The sequence below is a fragment of the Peribacillus sp. Aquil_B1 genome (assembly GCF_022603275.1).
GTDB lineage: Bacteria > Bacillota > Bacilli > Bacillales > DSM-1321 > Peribacillus.
This window is the reverse complement of record NZ_JAKXEE010000001.1, coordinates 1,098,405-1,115,805: the sequence shown is the minus strand read 5'-3', so window position 1 is coordinate 1,115,805 and position 17,401 is coordinate 1,098,405. Positions and strand designations below refer to the sequence as shown.

The 17,401-nt window shown below is 38.6% G+C and carries 15 protein-coding genes; 1 reads left to right on the top strand and 14 read right to left on the bottom strand.

Features of this window, described 5'->3' with window-relative positions:
- Nucleotides 1–58: 58 nt before the first annotated feature.
- The 3 genes from MPH60_RS05650 to MPH60_RS05640 are packed head-to-tail and all read right to left on the bottom strand — an operon-like array spanning nt 59 to nt 1,893.
- On the bottom strand, nt 59–1,207 hold the full coding sequence (locus MPH60_RS05650) for a peptidoglycan-binding protein (RefSeq protein WP_241589727.1): 1,149 nt from the start codon (nt 1,205–1,207) through the stop codon (nt 59–61).
- A gap of 52 nt (nt 1,208–1,259) precedes the next feature.
- The gene (locus tag MPH60_RS05645) at nt 1,260–1,532 is read right to left on the bottom strand and encodes a holin (RefSeq protein ID WP_405389433.1); all 273 of its coding nucleotides are present in this window, start codon (nt 1,530–1,532) and stop codon (nt 1,260–1,262) included.
- A gap of 4 nt (nt 1,533–1,536) precedes the next feature.
- Nucleotides 1,537–1,893 carry a hypothetical protein gene (locus tag MPH60_RS05640; RefSeq protein WP_241589728.1) on the bottom strand — a complete coding sequence of 119 codons (357 nt, stop codon included), beginning with the start codon at nt 1,891–1,893 and terminating at the stop codon, nt 1,537–1,539.
- A 419-nt stretch (nt 1,894–2,312) separates the two neighbouring features.
- Between MPH60_RS05640 and MPH60_RS05635 the strand changes: the two genes are divergently transcribed.
- On the top strand, nt 2,313–3,398 hold the full coding sequence (locus MPH60_RS05635) for a GerAB/ArcD/ProY family transporter (protein WP_241589729.1): 1,086 nt from the start codon (nt 2,313–2,315) through the stop codon (nt 3,396–3,398).
- A gap of 218 nt (nt 3,399–3,616) precedes the next feature.
- Here MPH60_RS05635 and MPH60_RS05630 read toward each other — a convergent pair whose 3' ends face one another.
- The 11 genes from MPH60_RS05630 to MPH60_RS05580 all read right to left on the bottom strand — a co-directional run bounded on the left by MPH60_RS05630 (nt 3,617) and on the right by MPH60_RS05580 (nt 17,384).
- Nucleotides 3,617–4,495: a YitT family protein gene (locus MPH60_RS05630; RefSeq protein ID WP_405390715.1), complete on the bottom strand. Its 879-nt coding sequence runs from the start codon at nt 4,493–4,495 to the stop codon at nt 3,617–3,619.
- A 107-nt stretch (nt 4,496–4,602) separates the two neighbouring features.
- Nucleotides 4,603–5,136 carry an acyltransferase gene (locus MPH60_RS05625; protein WP_241589730.1) on the bottom strand — a complete coding sequence of 178 codons (534 nt, stop codon included), beginning with the start codon at nt 5,134–5,136 and terminating at the stop codon, nt 4,603–4,605.
- Between the two features lie 86 nt (nt 5,137–5,222).
- Nucleotides 5,223–6,629, bottom strand: coding sequence for a hypothetical protein (locus tag MPH60_RS05620; protein WP_241589731.1), 1,407 nt, complete (start codon nt 6,627–6,629; stop codon nt 5,223–5,225).
- A 17-nt stretch (nt 6,630–6,646) separates the two neighbouring features.
- Nucleotides 6,647–8,488 (bottom strand): Ig-like domain-containing protein, encoded by a 1,842-nt coding sequence (locus MPH60_RS05615; RefSeq protein ID WP_241589732.1) that lies wholly within the window; start codon nt 8,486–8,488, stop codon nt 6,647–6,649.
- Nucleotides 8,489–8,526: 38 nt separating this feature from the next.
- Nucleotides 8,527–8,727 carry a hypothetical protein gene (locus tag MPH60_RS05610; RefSeq protein ID WP_241589733.1) on the bottom strand — a complete coding sequence of 67 codons (201 nt, stop codon included), beginning with the start codon at nt 8,725–8,727 and terminating at the stop codon, nt 8,527–8,529.
- Nucleotides 8,724–8,981: a hypothetical protein gene (locus MPH60_RS05605; protein WP_241589734.1), complete on the bottom strand. Its 258-nt coding sequence runs from the start codon at nt 8,979–8,981 to the stop codon at nt 8,724–8,726. Before MPH60_RS05605 ends, MPH60_RS05610 begins: the two co-directional genes overlap by 4 nt.
- A gap of 10 nt (nt 8,982–8,991) precedes the next feature.
- A complete protein-coding gene (locus MPH60_RS05600; protein WP_241589735.1) occupies nt 8,992–11,883 on the bottom strand; it encodes a phage tail spike protein in 2,892 nt (963 codons plus the stop codon).
- 12 nt (nt 11,884–11,895) lie between these two features.
- Complete coding sequence (locus MPH60_RS05595; protein ID WP_241589736.1) at nt 11,896–12,612, bottom strand: distal tail protein Dit; 717 nt, start codon at nt 12,610–12,612, stop codon at nt 11,896–11,898.
- Between the two features lie 4 nt (nt 12,613–12,616).
- A complete protein-coding gene (locus MPH60_RS05590; RefSeq protein WP_241589737.1) occupies nt 12,617–13,915 on the bottom strand; it encodes a peptidoglycan DD-metalloendopeptidase family protein in 1,299 nt (432 codons plus the stop codon).
- Between the two features lie 34 nt (nt 13,916–13,949).
- Entirely contained in the window at nt 13,950–17,150 is a 3,201-nt protein-coding gene (locus tag MPH60_RS05585) for a phage tail protein (RefSeq protein WP_241589738.1), read from the bottom strand.
- Complete coding sequence (locus tag MPH60_RS05580; RefSeq protein WP_241589739.1) at nt 17,151–17,384, bottom strand: hypothetical protein; 234 nt, start codon at nt 17,382–17,384, stop codon at nt 17,151–17,153.
- Between the last annotated feature and the right edge of the window lie 17 nt (nt 17,385–17,401).

Here is a 17,401-nt window from a genome sequence, read left to right as displayed (position 1 = left end):
CTTGAAACACAGCTGTAAATAAAAAATGCCCCTACTCAAAGCGAGTAAGGGCTATTTATTATTCTGCAAACAATTCAGTGAAAGTAGCTTTTCCTGCCTGCTTATCTGCAGAGATTTTAAGTGCCTTCTGGAACTTTAACAAGGCCGTTTGAGTGCCTTTTCCAAAGACAGAATCAAGTAATCCAGGATTAAATCCTTCGGTGTAAAGCGCAGCCTGCAGAATCCAAGTAAGATTGCCTTTTGCCCCTTCTTTGACAGTGACGATGGCATCCTTAGTCTTAGTTCCCCATTTCCCATCCACAACTAGATTTTTGTTGAATTGCTTATTAAGTTCCGTTTGTAGAGCTTTAATAAGCGCCGATTTGGTTTTAGGTCCTTTAAATCCATCCACTACAAGACCAGCTTTATAACGGCTATTTAACGTTTTTTGAATGGACCTAACCACTTCATCTCCACTGTCTGCAGTTTCGGTTTCTTCTTTAGGATCAGGTTGAACAATAACCTCTTTTGCATTTCCAAAATTGATTTTCTGACCTATTTTTAATTTATTTGGATCGATACCAGGATTTGCTTTAATTAAATCTTCAACTTGAACGCCCCCTGCTCCGTCTTTATGTGCAATGCTCCATAATGTGTCTCCTTCTTGGATGGTATAAACATCAGGAGCCGGTGTTGGTTTAGCTGGAGTTTTAGATCCTTTCCAATCAAAAGCATCTCTGTAGTTATACTCGCAACAAGCCTTCCAACTATATCCTGGCATTTCATTATGGGCTTTATCATATTTCCCTATCACATCTTTAACGAGTGCAGCGTGAAGCTCTGCAATACTTGCAATTGTAGCTTCGTCCATCTTGTCATAACGATAATCACCAGCAACACAGATTCCAAGTGAGAATTGATTGCTGTTGCCCACATGATAGGTCCGTCGATTAATATCATTTGCATATACAATCCTTGCCCTTTTTCCGTTTGGAGTATTAATTATATTCTTTGGTTCGATAATGAAAGCATAACCGCATCCAGGCCACCCCAGAGTACCTACATGATATGCAGCAAAGCTTGCAGCATCAGAACCGGCCAAATCCTTTTTGGTTAATGAGTGATGCCATACACGATGAGTAATTGATTGGGTGCGTTTTGAATAAGTACCTTTTGTTTTTAATTTACCTCTCATATCGACTAATTGTGGAAGGTTAGTAAAGTTCATTTTTCCATCGTCTCCTTATAATCTAAAATAAAAAGCCACCCCGATGGGCAGCTTATTTTGAAGTTCCTTCTCTTTTGGCAACTAACTCATAAAGACCAGTTCCACCTAGACCAGCGAAAGCCCCGGCCCATAACCTTAATACAATGTCCATCTCTGTGAATGGGAAGGCAACTGAACCTACTCCCAGTCCGACCACCAAGCTTAGGATTGGCAGTATGTTGTTCGGCAAAGTAACCGTCTGTTTAACCACCTGAACCATCGCTGCTACGATTGGTGCTAAAATAGTTGTAAAAATTAATACTTGTTGCATGACTTCGCTTTCCATATAATCAACCTCCGAAGGATTTTGTAATTTCTTCCCAAAATGCAATTATGGCAGTGAGGATACCAACAAAACCCCCACCACCAAGTAAACCTAAAACTATTTCCTTGCGTGAACTAATCTTTAATTTAGAAACTTCTCCTTTAGTCTCTTCTTGCTTAACGGTAATCCCAAGGCTGTGCTCAATTAATTTATTTAGCAAGTCTTTCTGATCACCAGAAGATTTAAGAACTACGTTTTGAATTTCTAATTGACCCTTTTCCATGCTATTGATCTTATCGATAACCTCACCATAATTGGTTTCCAACTTCGATATTCGCTGTTCATGGTCCTCTAGCCGTTGTGGCACGTCTATCTCCTCCAATGTCCATGACCCCCTTTAACATATAATTCTCTTTATCTCTCTTTATCTCTCTGTATATCTAGGATGTATCCATAATAAAAAGCCGCCCCTTTTGGGACGACTTGAATTGTAATAAGTGTTCTATGCCTATTCTTGTCTTAAAAGGCATTTTCATTGGTACAAACCTACCCTTTTTCATAAACTACAAGTGTAATGAAATCTTAATGAAGGGATGTAATATTGATGTTTTTTCGTAATAGTGGAGGAAATAACCCCAATGTAATGGGCGCATCAACCTGTAAACACTCCAACGTATACATACGGAATAGCGCAAAGTTTGTTCCCTTTATACTTATCATTGAAATCTTTTGAATAGATTTCACATCTTTTAGCCAGATTATTAACATGAGAATTATGAGCGATACAAATGAGGGTCTTATATGAACCAAGCTATTGTAGATAAAAAGTATATGGTTCCACCATTCTATGTGTTTTTTTTAATGCATTCCATGCAAATTGGATTAGGTGTATTAAATTTCCAAAGGGATTTAGCTAAGGCCACAGGAACGGATGGCTGGATCTCCATTATCCTAGCCGGACTAATAGTTCATGTATTAATTTGGATAATATATAAAATTTTCCATATTGTTCCTGGAGATCTTATTACCGCGAATAATCATACTTTAGGTAAATGGATTGGGAATTTCATCAGTTTGTTATTCATTTTTTATTATTTCATCCTTGGTATGACTATCATAACCGGTTATATAAACGTCATACATAATTGGATGTTTGTAGGGGTTCCTTCTTGGGCTTTTTCATTGGTTTTTCTATTTTTGATTTACTATATAATTACGGGTGGTTTCCAAACAATAACAGGTATTACCTTTTTAACTCTATTAGTTTCATACTGGTTAGTGTTTGTACCTTTTTATGATTTTAGATACGCTGATTTTTCGAATGCACTTCCAATTTTTAATCATACATTATCAGAAATATTGAAAGGAACAAAAAGTATGTCATTATCAATGCTTGGTTTTGAAATGATCTTGATATATTACCCTTTCATTCAAGATGCCAAAAAATCACAAAAGTATGCTCATGGTGGAACCTTAATGACAACATTATTGTTGTTATTATTATATTTTGTAGCGGTAGTTTATTATTCGAAAAATCAGTTAGAACTTACCATTTGGCCAACTCTAACAATGTCTAGTATTATTGAATTGCCCTTCATTCAACGGTTCGAATACATACTCGTTTCTTGGTGGGCAATCGTTATCATACCCAATATGGTCATTCCTTTATGGGCTGCCAGTAGGGGTTTTAGACGATTATTTAATGTCCAACAAAAGTACCCGTTACGTGTTATGTCCATAATTATACTATTAGTCAATATATTTTTTCTCGATGTCGATATTATATATATATTAGGTAAAGTTATTAATCCATATTCGGTGGGCTTCTTTATAATATACTTACCAAGTCTTTTACTTTTCGTGAAAATTAAGAAAAGATTAAATTAGTTAAAAGTTCACTAACAATCCTGCTTTTCAATTTTAACAGTTTTTAAGTAGTATGAGCTTGACCAATTAGATAAAAGATAGCTTTAATAATTCATTCAGCAATGAGGAAGTACCTGCTACATCTCTTCCTTACTTTGTATATTGCGCAGTTTGTTCCAGAGTGGCATAAAAAAAGCCAGCATCAAAATGTTGGCTTTTATAAGTAATTATTTTATAAATTAATGAATATCTCTCTTTTTGAACCTTCCTCCACGTACTTCCGCGATAGTTGCCATTGCTAAGAAAGATGAAGGGTCGATCTCTTCAACAATTGTTGTTAACTTAGATTCTTCAAGTCTTGTAATTACACAGAAAATAACCTTCTTGTCTTCTCCAGTAAAAGCACCTTCACCATGTAAATATGTTACACCCCGCCCTAATCGGCTATTGATTGCATCACCTATCTCTCTTGCTTCATCGCTAATTATCCACACTGACTTTGTTTCTTCCATTCCAGTAATAACAATGTCAATGGCTTTAGCAGCTATTACATAAGCTAAGATTGAATACATAGCTCTATCCCATGTGTAAACGAATCCGGCAGAACCAAGTATAAATAGATTGATGAACATAACAATTTCGCCAACAGAAAAAGGCACTTTTTTACTTATAACAATCGAAAGTATTTCTGTACCATCCAGCGCACCACCGTTACGAATTACCATTCCTACACCTACACCTAAGAAAATGCCGCCAAAAATTGTAGCAAGTAGGATATCCTCTGTGAAGGGTGGAATTGGATGGAAATACGTTGCGAAAATGGAAAGCATTATAATCCCATATATAGTAGATATAGCAAAAGTTTTTCCAAACTGTTTATATCCTAGATATACAAATGGTAGGTTCAAAAGGAAAAGAAAGATTCCCAGTTTTATACCTGTAACGTGAGAAAGCATAATAGAAATACCTGTAATGCCTCCATCAATTACATGATTGGGAATTAAAAATATTTCCAGTCCAGTGGCCATTAGCAAAGCACCAATTGTAATAAGAATGATTCGTTGGATAATTATCAAACGAGGTAACTTTCTATGATGCTTTTTTAGTGCTTCCGTCAGAAAAATCACACCTTTTATTCATTTATTTCTATTATATCCTAATATGAAATTAGGAAAAATAAATATAAATAAATAAAGAAAGAAACCGCACAGTTTGTTCCTACTGTTTACAAAACATGAATTTGGTGTAATTCATCTTCTAATAATCTTATCTCTTTTGCTGGGACACCTGCGTAGAGAGTGTTTGGTTTGCAGTCTTTAGTTACCACTGAGCCTGCAGCAATGACACACCCATCCCCTAAAATGACTCCAGGGAGAATAGTTGCCCGTGCTCCTACCCAACACCCTTTCCCAATCACTATTGGTTTCCTGTCGGAAACCCCAGCTCTTTTGAATGATTCTCCAATCTTATGGCCTGATGTGCAGATTAAAACATCAAAGGCAATTGCTGCATTCTCCTTAATCAAAACCTTTTCCCAACTATCGATAAATACATTATGGTTAAGAAAAACACCCTTTTCAATTACAAGGCCTTTTCCGCGAAATGTGCAACCAGATCGTATGTTTGACGAAGAAGTTCTCATTCCGGCCATTTTATATAGCGTGTATCGTAGTTTTTGAGGTACCAATATAGATTTCCCTAAAGTATTTACAAACACATTCCATATAATTAATGATAAGTAGCTTTTTAATTTCGACATGACTTGAATAACCCCTTCCTACATTCATTTATTCAACGAATGATGGGTTATTACCTTTCTATAACTAAAATAAAAACCAGTTCTATTCAAAGTTTCCCCAAACTAAATTTATATCCTTTGTAATCCGTAAACGCATATACTTGGCCGTCAGATATGGAAACGCCCTGCATATCTCCAGTAGCATTTAAAATTGGCCTGTATTCGCTATCGAAATACCCATTATTTAAAGGGATACACTTCCTAATGTTGTTCGCTCCTTTGACGCCCGTATAAATGTATCCTTCGTGAAAGAACATGCCACCTAATGTATCGACGGTCCTAGAGTACCAGGTATTTAAAATGGAGTAGCTGCCATTATATCTAGTTGCTGCAGATCCTTCTATAAAGGTACCACTCCCTAGATTATTCGTCCCTTTACCTAAAAGAATCTTCCTCAGGATTCGGTTATCATTGGTGAACAAATAGACAATATCGCTGGAACCATAGCCCCAACATAACTGCCCCTTCCATTCCCCGACCAATTGACTGAAGTCTAATTCGATTTTATCTACCGCATTAAAATCAATCGTAGTCCCAACTAACAAGGCGGCAAAATTGGGAAGTATCCACCCTTTAGGTAATAATGTGAAGCTCTTTGAACCATTACCCACAATCAAAGAATCTTTAACTGCACTATAATCTGGCGCATTCATATGGCCTAGATTATGCGTAATTGTTTTTATGGTAGTGTTAGGATTAGTTTTGGAAACCGCGGTTATATTCATAAAATCCGTGTGTTCATCGTTAGAATGATAACATTTATAAATATTATCACCTACAATAAACGTTCCCTGAGTAGATCCGGTATTAGATATCAATTCCCCTTCAAGTTCTTTTACAGGAATCCCTAAAGAATCGCCACCGTATACGCAATAATGACTTAACAATCCTCCTACAATACCCAAGGTGTTATATAAAAGTAAATATTCGTTTTGCGACACCGCCACATTTCCCCAGCTACCATTTTTAATCGATACGGTATTAGTTGTAAGGTTATAAATTAAGGCGTCGCTTTCTTCTAAAGTCCCATCAGCCAAGTCTATAGAAGTGTTACCCGTCCCTGATGGCTTCCATACAAACAACCTTCTATATCTATTTGTGTCTAAAGTTGGGAATGAATAATTAACTTTTGTAGTATCTGTATCTTTTTTTACATTGACAACGCCACCCCTTAAAGAAAATATAGCGTGGCCCCTTCCGCTAACGGAGACGCTTTCTCCGCCGCCACCGCCTGTTGCGCTTAATACCCCGTTATTCATCGCCAATCCTGTTCCTACTTTAACGCCGCCTAAAGTTGTGGCCGATGCTGTAGGAAGTTGATAAGAACTACCACCGCCACCACCAAGCGTCCCATCTTGAATGGCTTGTTTTAGTGTTATAGCTGGTTCTACATAAACAGCTTCTGCAACCGTTACTGGGAAAACTCCGTCAAGTACTTTTATTTGTCCATCCACTCAACAACTCCCCCTTTTTATACGTAATATATCTTCAAGTTATTTTTAGTCAAGTAGTCAATTACACCAGCTGCATCTCGACTTATTAATGTCCCAATTGGTAAAACCATCTCCATCATTCCGTCTGTATTAACCCGCACACTCGGTTTTACGCTACCATGAATGCTGCTTGATCCTGCTTCAACAACAGTGTAACCATTTGATGAAAAGAATCTATTACTAATAGATATAGTTGGCACATAACTTCCAATTCCATCAACTAATCTGAATTTGACATATTCAAACCCGGCAACCACACCCGAAGTTCTAGTTTCAAAAGAATCAATATTAGGCGTGATTGTAAGAACTTTATAAGAGTTTGATAATTTTATTTTCATTCGTAAACCTGAGTTTTGCAGATAGGTTGCAATTTCCGTAGCTGTTGCCCCTTTCACTGTCGACACTTTCAATATGATCCTATGAATAGGCGAACCTGTTGTGGCAATCGTTACACATTCATACGGATATGTTGATGTAGGCATACCGACCACGAATGGTTTAAATGGATAGCCATTGATTAATACAGGATCGCCGTTTGTTGTTGTTTCATCGAATAGCGCGGTTAATATTTGTGATCCGCTTGTCATGCCAATATAACTAGCATCTGCATAACCAGTCAAACCAGCCCATGGATATTGCGTTATAGGCATATTCAAGTAACCATTATCCTCATATACTTCAGCCGTTACCGGACCTGGTGGCGTAACTATACCCTCATTTATCGTTAATGCACACGTTGCTTTAAAGTTTCCATCGGTTGTTGTGGCTGTTACAACTGCACTACCTGAGGCAACTGCCGTTACTAATCCACTGCTGTTAACTGTAGCTATAGCTGTGTTTGAACTGCTCCATGTAACAGCTTTATTCGTAGCATTAGAAGGTGATACTGTTGCCGTTAGTTGTGAAGTATTCCCCTTCGTGATAGTTAAAGTAGGATTATTTAATGTTACACCTGTTACTGGAACATTGCTTACTTGCGCGGTTACTGTGATCGCGAATGTTAAAATGTTACTCGACAATCCTTCACTATCCGTAACTTTCAACGTCAAAGTATGATTACCTACCGCTAACAATCCGACATTCCATGTATTGGCACCTTTGTTCACAGTCTTAGTCGCAGAAACAGCATTTTTCGTTTCAGTAACAGTTAAAGATGCAGTCTTGTCATCTGCAATTGAATAAGGAATCGAAAGTGTAGTTTTGTCATCTATAGTAACCGGAACAAAAGAGGACGTTAATGTTGGCGCAGTATTAGGTGAAGGTGTTGATCCACCAATAGTAAACGATTCACCATTAATTACGTCTCTTACATTAAATCCCGTACCACCTCCACCACCACTTTCGATAATGTCTGCAATATCAGCTAGTCTTTCCAAATCATATTCTTTAAGGAATTCCCCAGCTGCTATCGCCTGATTGAGAACTGGCCATTCATTTGTACTTTCAAGTGTTTCTCCACTCAAGATCCCCTTTTGAGTGAAATACTTAAATTCTTTCGTAACAATTACTGCATTACTTCCTACATATACCATTACTTCTGCTTCATGATCCCCTGATACATTATAAGCTTGGGAGTCTAGTATAAACGTACATTTACCATTTAAAGCATCAACAATGGTCCCCTCTTGGAATACTGTTTTTCGGTCAGGTTTTTTCACGGCTAATCGTACCGCTGTGGCTCCCGTTAAATTAACCGGGACACCTGCTTTGTTAATAGTAATAAATAATTTTAATGTGTTTAAATCATTTGTATTCACTGTAAACACTGCATTTCTTACACTCTTTGCTACATCAACAACTATTAAAAATTCTTTAAGCATCTCGCACCCTCTTTCATGGCAATAAAAAAAGCCTGTTATTAGGCTGTAGTTTCTTCAGTAGGCAAAACCTCTGTTATTGTGTTAATGCTTCTTGCATCGATGACTACACTTCCGATAAGGATCATGTAATTGCTATTTAATGCATTTTGCATCTGTTGGAAGGTATCAGCAGCACTGTAATTTTCCACTTCTGTTAAATGCGTTTTCCCACTATGCTCTACAATTTGTATTGTTGTCATTCAGGTTTTACCTCCTTTTTAGGAACAGGTCCAGCGTGTTTTGCTTTTTCCTCAATTAGTTTTTGTTCCATTTCAGTAAGTTGCTTCGATAGGTTTTTAATTGTTTGTTGATTTTGGGCATTGAGAGCAACCTGCACAGCCTTTTTATCAGCTAAATCGGCCACTTGTTGTTTCAAATCCCCAATGACTGCAATATAAAAAGACTGAGCATGTTGAAGTTCAGCCTGTTGCTGTTCTGTTAATTTATCAGACATAATAAACCTCCTACGCAATCATTTCGAGATCACTTACTCTTTGTTCTAAACTATCAATAATAGATTGTTGTTCTTGAATAGCCTTGACTGAATAGCTCAACATTTTGTACATATTTACCGCCAATCCTTCAGGAGTGGCAACCTCTGGACTAAGTTCACTAATAACTCCGACCTGCCAGTTATCATAGACACCACTGTCTACATCTGATTGCAATACGTATTTTTTTACTTGAAGTTTGTTGATTATATCAAGACCTATATTCTCTAAATCTTCTATGTTCGTTTTATAAGTGATACTGGATCCATTCCGGTATTCACTTGACCTAATTGGCATAAATGAATTATTTTCAGTATCTTTTACATGGGTTTCTGATGATGACCGCAGAATAATGTAATCTCCAAAATAACTAGTTACATGCATATTGCGTTGGTCATTCGGTATCCCTACAGCACCCTGCCAAGTTTTATCCGAACTTTGGAAGGTCAATAATGAACCTGATTCAGATGTATATGGTGTTTTCCGTCTTAATGAAAGGATATTGTTGTTTGATTCAATTGCCACTCCCCCACCAGAATCAATAGTTAAATACTGATTTGCCCCTGTCTTGATGTCCATATTATAAGCTGCTTCTATTAAGGTATTTTGTCCAGAATAGATATGCATACCTAAACCAGCTACATCACCATTTAATGTCTCATCTGCAAAGAAATCGATAAATCTTGCATTCTTATAATCAACAGATCCCGAGTGCACTTCACGTTGAGAAGTAATGGTCTTATCGGTAAAAGTAAGCCATCTTTCCTGCGTGTTTTTCTTTACACCATTAACCCTCTTTTCAGTAATCCTTGCTCTTAACGCTCCATCGTATGAATCGATGAACGCAGTATAGGATGCTGTGTTATTGCCGAATGTTCTAGTGAAAGAACCAGACGTATGGAACTCTCCACCTGAAATTTCAGTTTCAGTACCACCTGATCGACTTATTATAGTACTACCATTAATGGTTACTCCGGTAATATCAATTCCGTTTAAAGTACCGACTTTAATTTTATCTGCGGATATATTAGCAATTTTTGCATTATCAATGGCCAAATTAGCAATTTTTGCATTAGTTACAGCTAAGTCTTGTATTTGTGCTTGACCTACAGAAAGGTTATCAAGCTTTCCATTAGTGACACTAAGATTTTGAATAGCAGCAGCCCCTACAGCTAAAGCTGCAATAGCTGCATTTTGTGCTGTAATAGATCCTGCAGCCATTAATTTATCATCAATTGTACCGTCAGCCAGGAGTTTAGCTGTCTTACTTAATTCTCTTAATTCGGCAGCTACTTCCACACCGAATAATATATCATCCGAAATTATTCTAGCTGTGTTCGCTGTAACTTGTTCAGATAACGGACCAGCCACACCGTGCGTGTTTACAGCCCTTACGCGAAAGTACCATTGTTCATTTCTATTGGCCTTATGCGTATACATGCTTGATTTGCCTTTCCAAGCTAAATTCGAGATATCGGGGGCGAAACCAGATACCTGCGAAGCATATACCTCATAGTTTGCAATATAAAGAGCATTAACAAAATCCCATTCCACTAAAACATTTTGGAATAACCCTGTAGCAATGACGTTCTCAGGTTTAGCAGGTGTTATGTTTTCAATTTTCCCATCAGTTATCGGTTTATTCCCGCCGTTGTTCCAAATCCCTGTGTTGTCGTTCAACTTTGCCTCAATCTGATCAAGTCGATCATCGTCAGAATACAGGTCGATAAAATTACCTAATTCAACTACACCTGAATTATCCGGGTCTGAAATATCATACTCAAAGCTAATAATTCTCTCTTCAACCTCTATGGGTTTAGAAAAGGAACGGTCAATAGCGAAGGTCGTATCTCCAAGACGAACTTTCTCGTGATCATACCCGGTAAGGTCTTGGAGTAAAAATACATCCATTTCATAATTTTCTATGGGTTTCTTTTGTTCTTGCAAAGCTTCCCAAGTTTCTTTAAGTAACAATTTAGGATCTTCTTGATCACTACTTTCATAAACTCCATTACGATGTCGCAAAGAACCATCATCATTTTTTCGACCATACAATTCTAATGCTGTTGGATCGCCTACCCATTCCTGACCTGCCGGCTTATTAACTGGATCTCCATTAGCTACTGACCACACTACATCTGCAAAGGTTATTTTGCGGGTAAACTCTTCAACCTCAGAGTTATCATCATCAGTCACCGGCACGGATGATCCCCGTCCCCATAAAGCTGTTTTGGGATAAGATTGAGTCCTGTTAGTGATTTTTAAGATATCCTTATCTATCTCCCACCGCTTACCTGTATCAACTCCACGCCTTGGAAGGATATCAATGAAACGGCCTGTAATTTTATTATCTTTTATCTCAACCCTGTCCCTAAGTTCGCCACCCCATGTATTTATTACTTGGGTGATCGCTTCAGTAACATTGATGTAGTAAAAGTTAGTAGAATTCAGACCTAATTCTGCTATTTCACCAACTTTCCACCGGGTACCAGATAAAGCCCGGGTAACTGAATCTTTAAGCGTTGTATTGTATGGTCGGACATCTTTTATGATTTCATCATTCAATTCCAACATTGCCGCCGCACACACTGCACGAATGGTTGGGCCGCTACTATCATTTATCTTTTCTGGCTCACTAATGACGAAAAGACGAAATGCTCCGTCCTTATCTTTGAATGCCACTTGGTTTTGAGCCACAATGGATCGTGCGTCTTCATGATCGGCAGTTGTGGTGAATTCGAATGTAGACCCTTGATTTATCCGTTCTCCAAAAGGAGCATCCCAAAACGGACATGCTCCTTCTGAATTATTAGATAAAACAGCTAAAAGGTTATCATATGGGTCGAATATATATAAATCTGACATAACTACACCCCCTTAGAGCCACCTAGGACTAAAAATTATTGTTGTAGTGGCTCCCGAACTTACGGTTATTACATTATTACCTGGTTGAAGGCTAAACCAAGTGCTATTCAAATCTAAAGTTGTCATCCTCACATTGTTATTAATGGTTATTTTACGTTTATCCATATCTACTACCAATAAGTCATTGGCTACGAAGTTAAAAATAATTCGCACAAACTTTCCTTTATCGTTAGTGAAAGTGAATTCACTTGCCGCAGCTGAAAATTTAACAGAAAAAATAGGACTCGCTTCCACTGTCCCCTCATTTCGAATTGGATAATTTCCTAAAATTATAGATTCTTCATAGCCGTACTTATAAGGATTAGGACAAACGAAAGGGATGGTACCTTTCCCGAAAGTGACTATATCCTCCGGGTTAAAAGCTCCATCCACTACAGCATAATAAATGCGATTTGGTTCATCATCGAATACCAATGGTTTAGGTTCATCGTGAATGAGCCATTCTGCTAATTCCTCTTTTAATTCATTGTAATCTGTATCAAGATCATGGATCAGAACAGGAACATTTATATTCCTTTGCTTTACGACTCTTTTATTCCTCATATATACGCCCGCTCGACCTGGCACATCCTGATACTGACGTTCAATAGGTGCCCATGGTTCCCGATTATTACCGAATAAGGGAATCACAAAATCTTTCCTTATATCATTAAAGGTGAAAGTCCTCATCTTATCACCCCCTTATTTTCCCTTTTATGTTATTTCTAATTATTCGTTTCTCTTGGTTTTGATACTCTGTGATAACCTTATGTGTTCCCTTTCCAATCTCTTTGCTATCCATATACAAATGGTTTTCAATTATGATTTCACGTTCTGAGGCATAAGGTGAATCGCTATTGTATGACCCTGACAATCCACTGCCTGCTTGCTGCCATTTATCAAACGAACGATTTCCTATGTTGGCCATAATGCTACCATCGGAAGTTATTTGAGAGAACGTTTCAAAAGCTCTTATAATTCCATCTAAGTTGATGTTTTTTATAAAGTCTTGGATGCTTGACCATACTTTAGTTCCTGCTGGCAAGTTAGGGAATAATGTAGCCCTGTTAGGACTCAACCCCATTTGTCCATTAGGTAACATGAATGGTTCATTCTTACCCCCGTCACCTAAGACCGCACTGCCGCCAATGTGACTGTCAGTCCCTTTTGCATACCAATGATGTTTTTTCCACCAGCTCATGGCTTTTTCAATCGTTTTGTATCTACCCTTGATGTATCTAATTCCGTGATAAACATTGTTTACAGGATCATAAGGATTACCTTTATAGTTGAAATCTTTAAGTTGCATCAATCCTTTTGCAGTCCCGGTACTTGTAGGTGCCCCAGTTGCATTTGGGTTACCACCTGATTCTTTTTGTATGATGGAATTCAACCCTTGCATCCAGTTAGGACCGGATACACCCGCACGAGTCATGCCGGCACTGATCCATTGTCCCAACTTACCGCTAACCTTTCCTCCAAAGCTTGGGATACTGTCTGGATTAATCGCAACACCATTTTTCCTTACTTCATAGTGGACATGTGGGCCGGTTGAGTTACCAGTCGAGCCAACTAATCCTATAGTTTGTCCAGGTGTCACATTCTGTCCAACAGATACTAGGTTTTTACTGTTATGTCCGTATAGGTGTTCATATCCCCCACCGGCATTGACAATAATCGCGTTTCCATAACCGCCTCTCACACCACTAAAGCTGACACGGCCGCCTGTTTGAGAAGGAATTCGTGTACCTGCTGGAGCTGCCCAATCCACACCTTTATGATTCGTGGATCCAATGCCTCCTGGTGATTTACGCAGACCGAAATTACTAGTGCGCCTGAAAGCAGAACCGAAACCGAAACCACCGCCGAAAGTAGGCATATATTCAGCCATCTTATTCTTGATAAAATCAATGGCCCCGTCTTTCACTTTGCCGATTGAAGCTTTTCCGATTTCTTTGGCTGCACCCGTAACATTAGGAAGACCTAAATCCATACTCCCGAATATTTTCTTCATGAGCTTTCCGGGATTAGTGGCATAACTCCACACATCGAATTTCTTTGTCTTTTAGCCAAGATAAAGCTTTTCCTACACCATTTTTGTATTTAGGAATTAATCCTTCAGATGCTAATTGTTGCGTTTCTTTCCCTGAGAATACTTTCGTCCCTTTAGGTAGGTTCATTAAAGTATCTGTTGCAGGACTCATTCCTGTTTGACCATCAGGTGTTACAAACAATTCCTTTTGTTTTCCATCACCAAGGATTGCTAAACCACCCGGATGGCCATCTGTACCTTTTTTGTATCCCGGAATATCCAACTTAGGAATGCGAAACTTTTTGGCAACACCAATCTTACTAAGAACCGTATTAATACCGTCCTGAGTAATGGCATTAATGGCGCCTTCTAATCCTCCTGCCATTTTCTTAGCTAGAGATTTCACCCCATCAAGTGCTTTACCTGACATGCTCTTAATCCCGTCACCAATTCGTTTTGGCATTCCTTTTGCTGCAGAAACCATATCATCAATCAATTTTTTCGTTTTTGTCTTCGCTGAAGTCCACATTTCACTTACTTTGTCGCGGACTTGACCCATTTTTGTCGATATTCCTGACCTCATGGATTCAAATTTATCAGCTACCGTTTTTCTTATACTCTCTACCAAATCGCGTGTTTTCGTTTTGGCACTAGTCCACAAATCATTAATTTTATTTCGTATTGCAGTCATTTTATCGCTTACGGATTTTCGCATAGACTCAATTTTATCCGTAGCTGTTTTTCTCAAGCCCTCAACTAGATCACGTGTTTTCGTTTTCGCTGAAGTCCAGATATCCACAATTTTATCTCGGGCTGCAGTGATTTTGTCACTGATGCTTTTACGAATGGATTCGAACTTTTCAACGACTATTTTTCTGGCCAATTCAAGGATTTCTTTGGTTTTAGATTTTATTTTATCCCAGTTCTTTATGACTCCATAAACCGCTAAACCTATAGGCCCCATTAAGGCGGCTAACATCAAAGGTCCCCATTTAGCAAAGAAATCAATGACTGCATTATATTTTTCTTTTGTCCCCTTTTTCAAGTCATCCCATTTTTTGATCACACCGTCTTTTGCATCACCAAACCATTTAATAAGATTCTTAGTCCATTTCGGAATGGTTTCGGTAAAGAAATCTGCTGTAGCTTGCCATCCTTTTTTAATGCCAGCCCAGGCTTTATTTACAATAGTCCGGAATGTCTCACTCTTTTTATAGGCTATTGTAAGAGCCACGCCCAATCCGGCTAATAATGATACAACCAACAAAATTGGATTGGCTTTCATAGTTAGGTTTAAACTCTTCATTCCTAACGTCATAACCGCAAGAACGCCCTTTACTCCGCCTCCTGCTAATGCAAAGGCAACAGTCGCCGCCCTATAAGCTTTCATAAGCAGCGTCGAAGCTTTTGTAACAATCCCCCATGCCTTTTGCGCTGTTGTTGTGGTGATCAATATCGCTTTATATGTTGCGAATGCTGTAGCTAATCCAGCTACAATCGGGATGAACCCTTCCCATTCAGTCATTTTGGTGACGAAATCGGTAATGTATGGAGTGATTGTCATGATTGTTGCGGATATATCGTTAATCACTCTAGCGATTTTGTCACCGAGTGTTTGCCAAAACGATTCCATGCTCTTTCCGTCGCTACCTACAAAAGTGTTTAGTAAGGATTTAAAGCCACCACTCAATTCCTGAAATGCCTTTACAAGTGGTTTGGCTATCTGACCCCCTGCGTCTTTTAAAGTAGCCCATAATGCACCTGTTGCGTATCTAAGGTTTTCTGAATGATTCCAGAGTTTCATCATGGCCCCACCTATTAAAACTAGACCGCCAGATAATACCGATGCCATACCTGCAATTCTTAAAAAACCTGTTACAAATGGTTTAGCAATTAACATCAAACTTGAAAAGGCTGCTTTCATCCCTTTTGCTCTACCAATACCAATTGCCATTGGAGCTAAGATCACGGATATTCCCGTGAATAAAAAAGAAAACATTCCAACGGCTGCTGAAATGCTCGGGTTTAACTCATTCACTTTGTTTATAAATTCACCGACTGCTGTAGCTCCTTTTACTACACCCAATGCTACGTCAGTCCAGACTTTAGCAAATGGAGTTAACGCTTCTAACCAGGTTTCTTTGAATGTGTCAAAGGCCGGCCCTAACCGTCCATCAACCGCTTCACTCAATTTGATCATACCAGCAGTATAACCAGCAATCGCAATGCCACCCGCTAACGCAACAGAATTCATTCTCATTAGTCCTTGGTTGATTAGCATGATCCTATCTTGGAGATCCTTCATGCTTGCGTCTTTGCCCAACATAGAAATAGCTAAATTTGCAGCCGTTCCTTGTTTAGCCATATTTTCAAGCCTATCACCGACCTTCAAAAATACACGGTCAACAGATGCGATCATTGAAGTTTCATCCAAGATTTTCATCATTTTAGATGATTGTGATGCCCTGGCATTCATTAAATCAACTGAATTCAGAAAGGCATCCTTATAACCTTCCATACGAATGGCTGCTTCATTTGCCATGTCTGAAGTGACTATACCCATTTTTCGCAATTGTTGAGTGTATAACCTACCACCGCGGTCAACCGCTCTAAATGAATCGTCAACCTCTCTTAATTTCCGGTTTAATACTTGCATCCCGGCATTATAAGAGGCCATGTCTCCAGCGTCCTTGATGCCTTCTAATGACTTCTTGGTCTTTTCAATTTGCTCACGGAACTCTTTTATTTTCGCTTCTGACTCTTGTGTGGATAGTTTCATGGTTCCGTCTTTATTCAGACCCATAACAGCAAGTTTTGTTTCTTTTACGCTTCCAGCCAACTCTTGAATAATCTTCGTAGCTTTCTTCCCGGAATCCGTTACCGAGGTCATTTTGTCCAAAGATGTTGCAGTTTTCAAAGCTGAACTGCTCATCTCATCTAAACTTTTGGCCCCTTGCTTTTCCGTTTTGATTAGTTCTTTTCGTGTGGTGTTTAACGACTCGTGGAAAGGTTTAAGGTGATCAGGCAAGTTATCCAATTGGCGATACATTTTTTTGAAGGATTTGTTCGTGCCGTCAAAAGAACGTTCCGAGTTACGGCCAAATGTTCTAAATTCACTGGTCGCAGATCTCATTGATGTTCTAAGCCCGTCAACCTGCGCGGTGAATCTCGCTTGTAATTCCCTTACTGTAGCCAATTATTTCCCTCCTTCCTGTTGAGCCTTTAATTGTTTAAGAAGTTCAATATCTGTTTCATATTTAGGAACCGGATTATGTACCGGATTGTTTTTAGGTTTAGGTTCAATGAGTTTCATGAAGTTAGTTCGGGCCTTTGCATCTGCCTCTGGATGAGAGTTGATTAGAGAGAAGAAGGAAATCCACCTTTCCATGTCTTCTTTTTGAGCCTGAGCCTCGTTCTCTTCACGTAACATCAGCAAATACCCGAGGC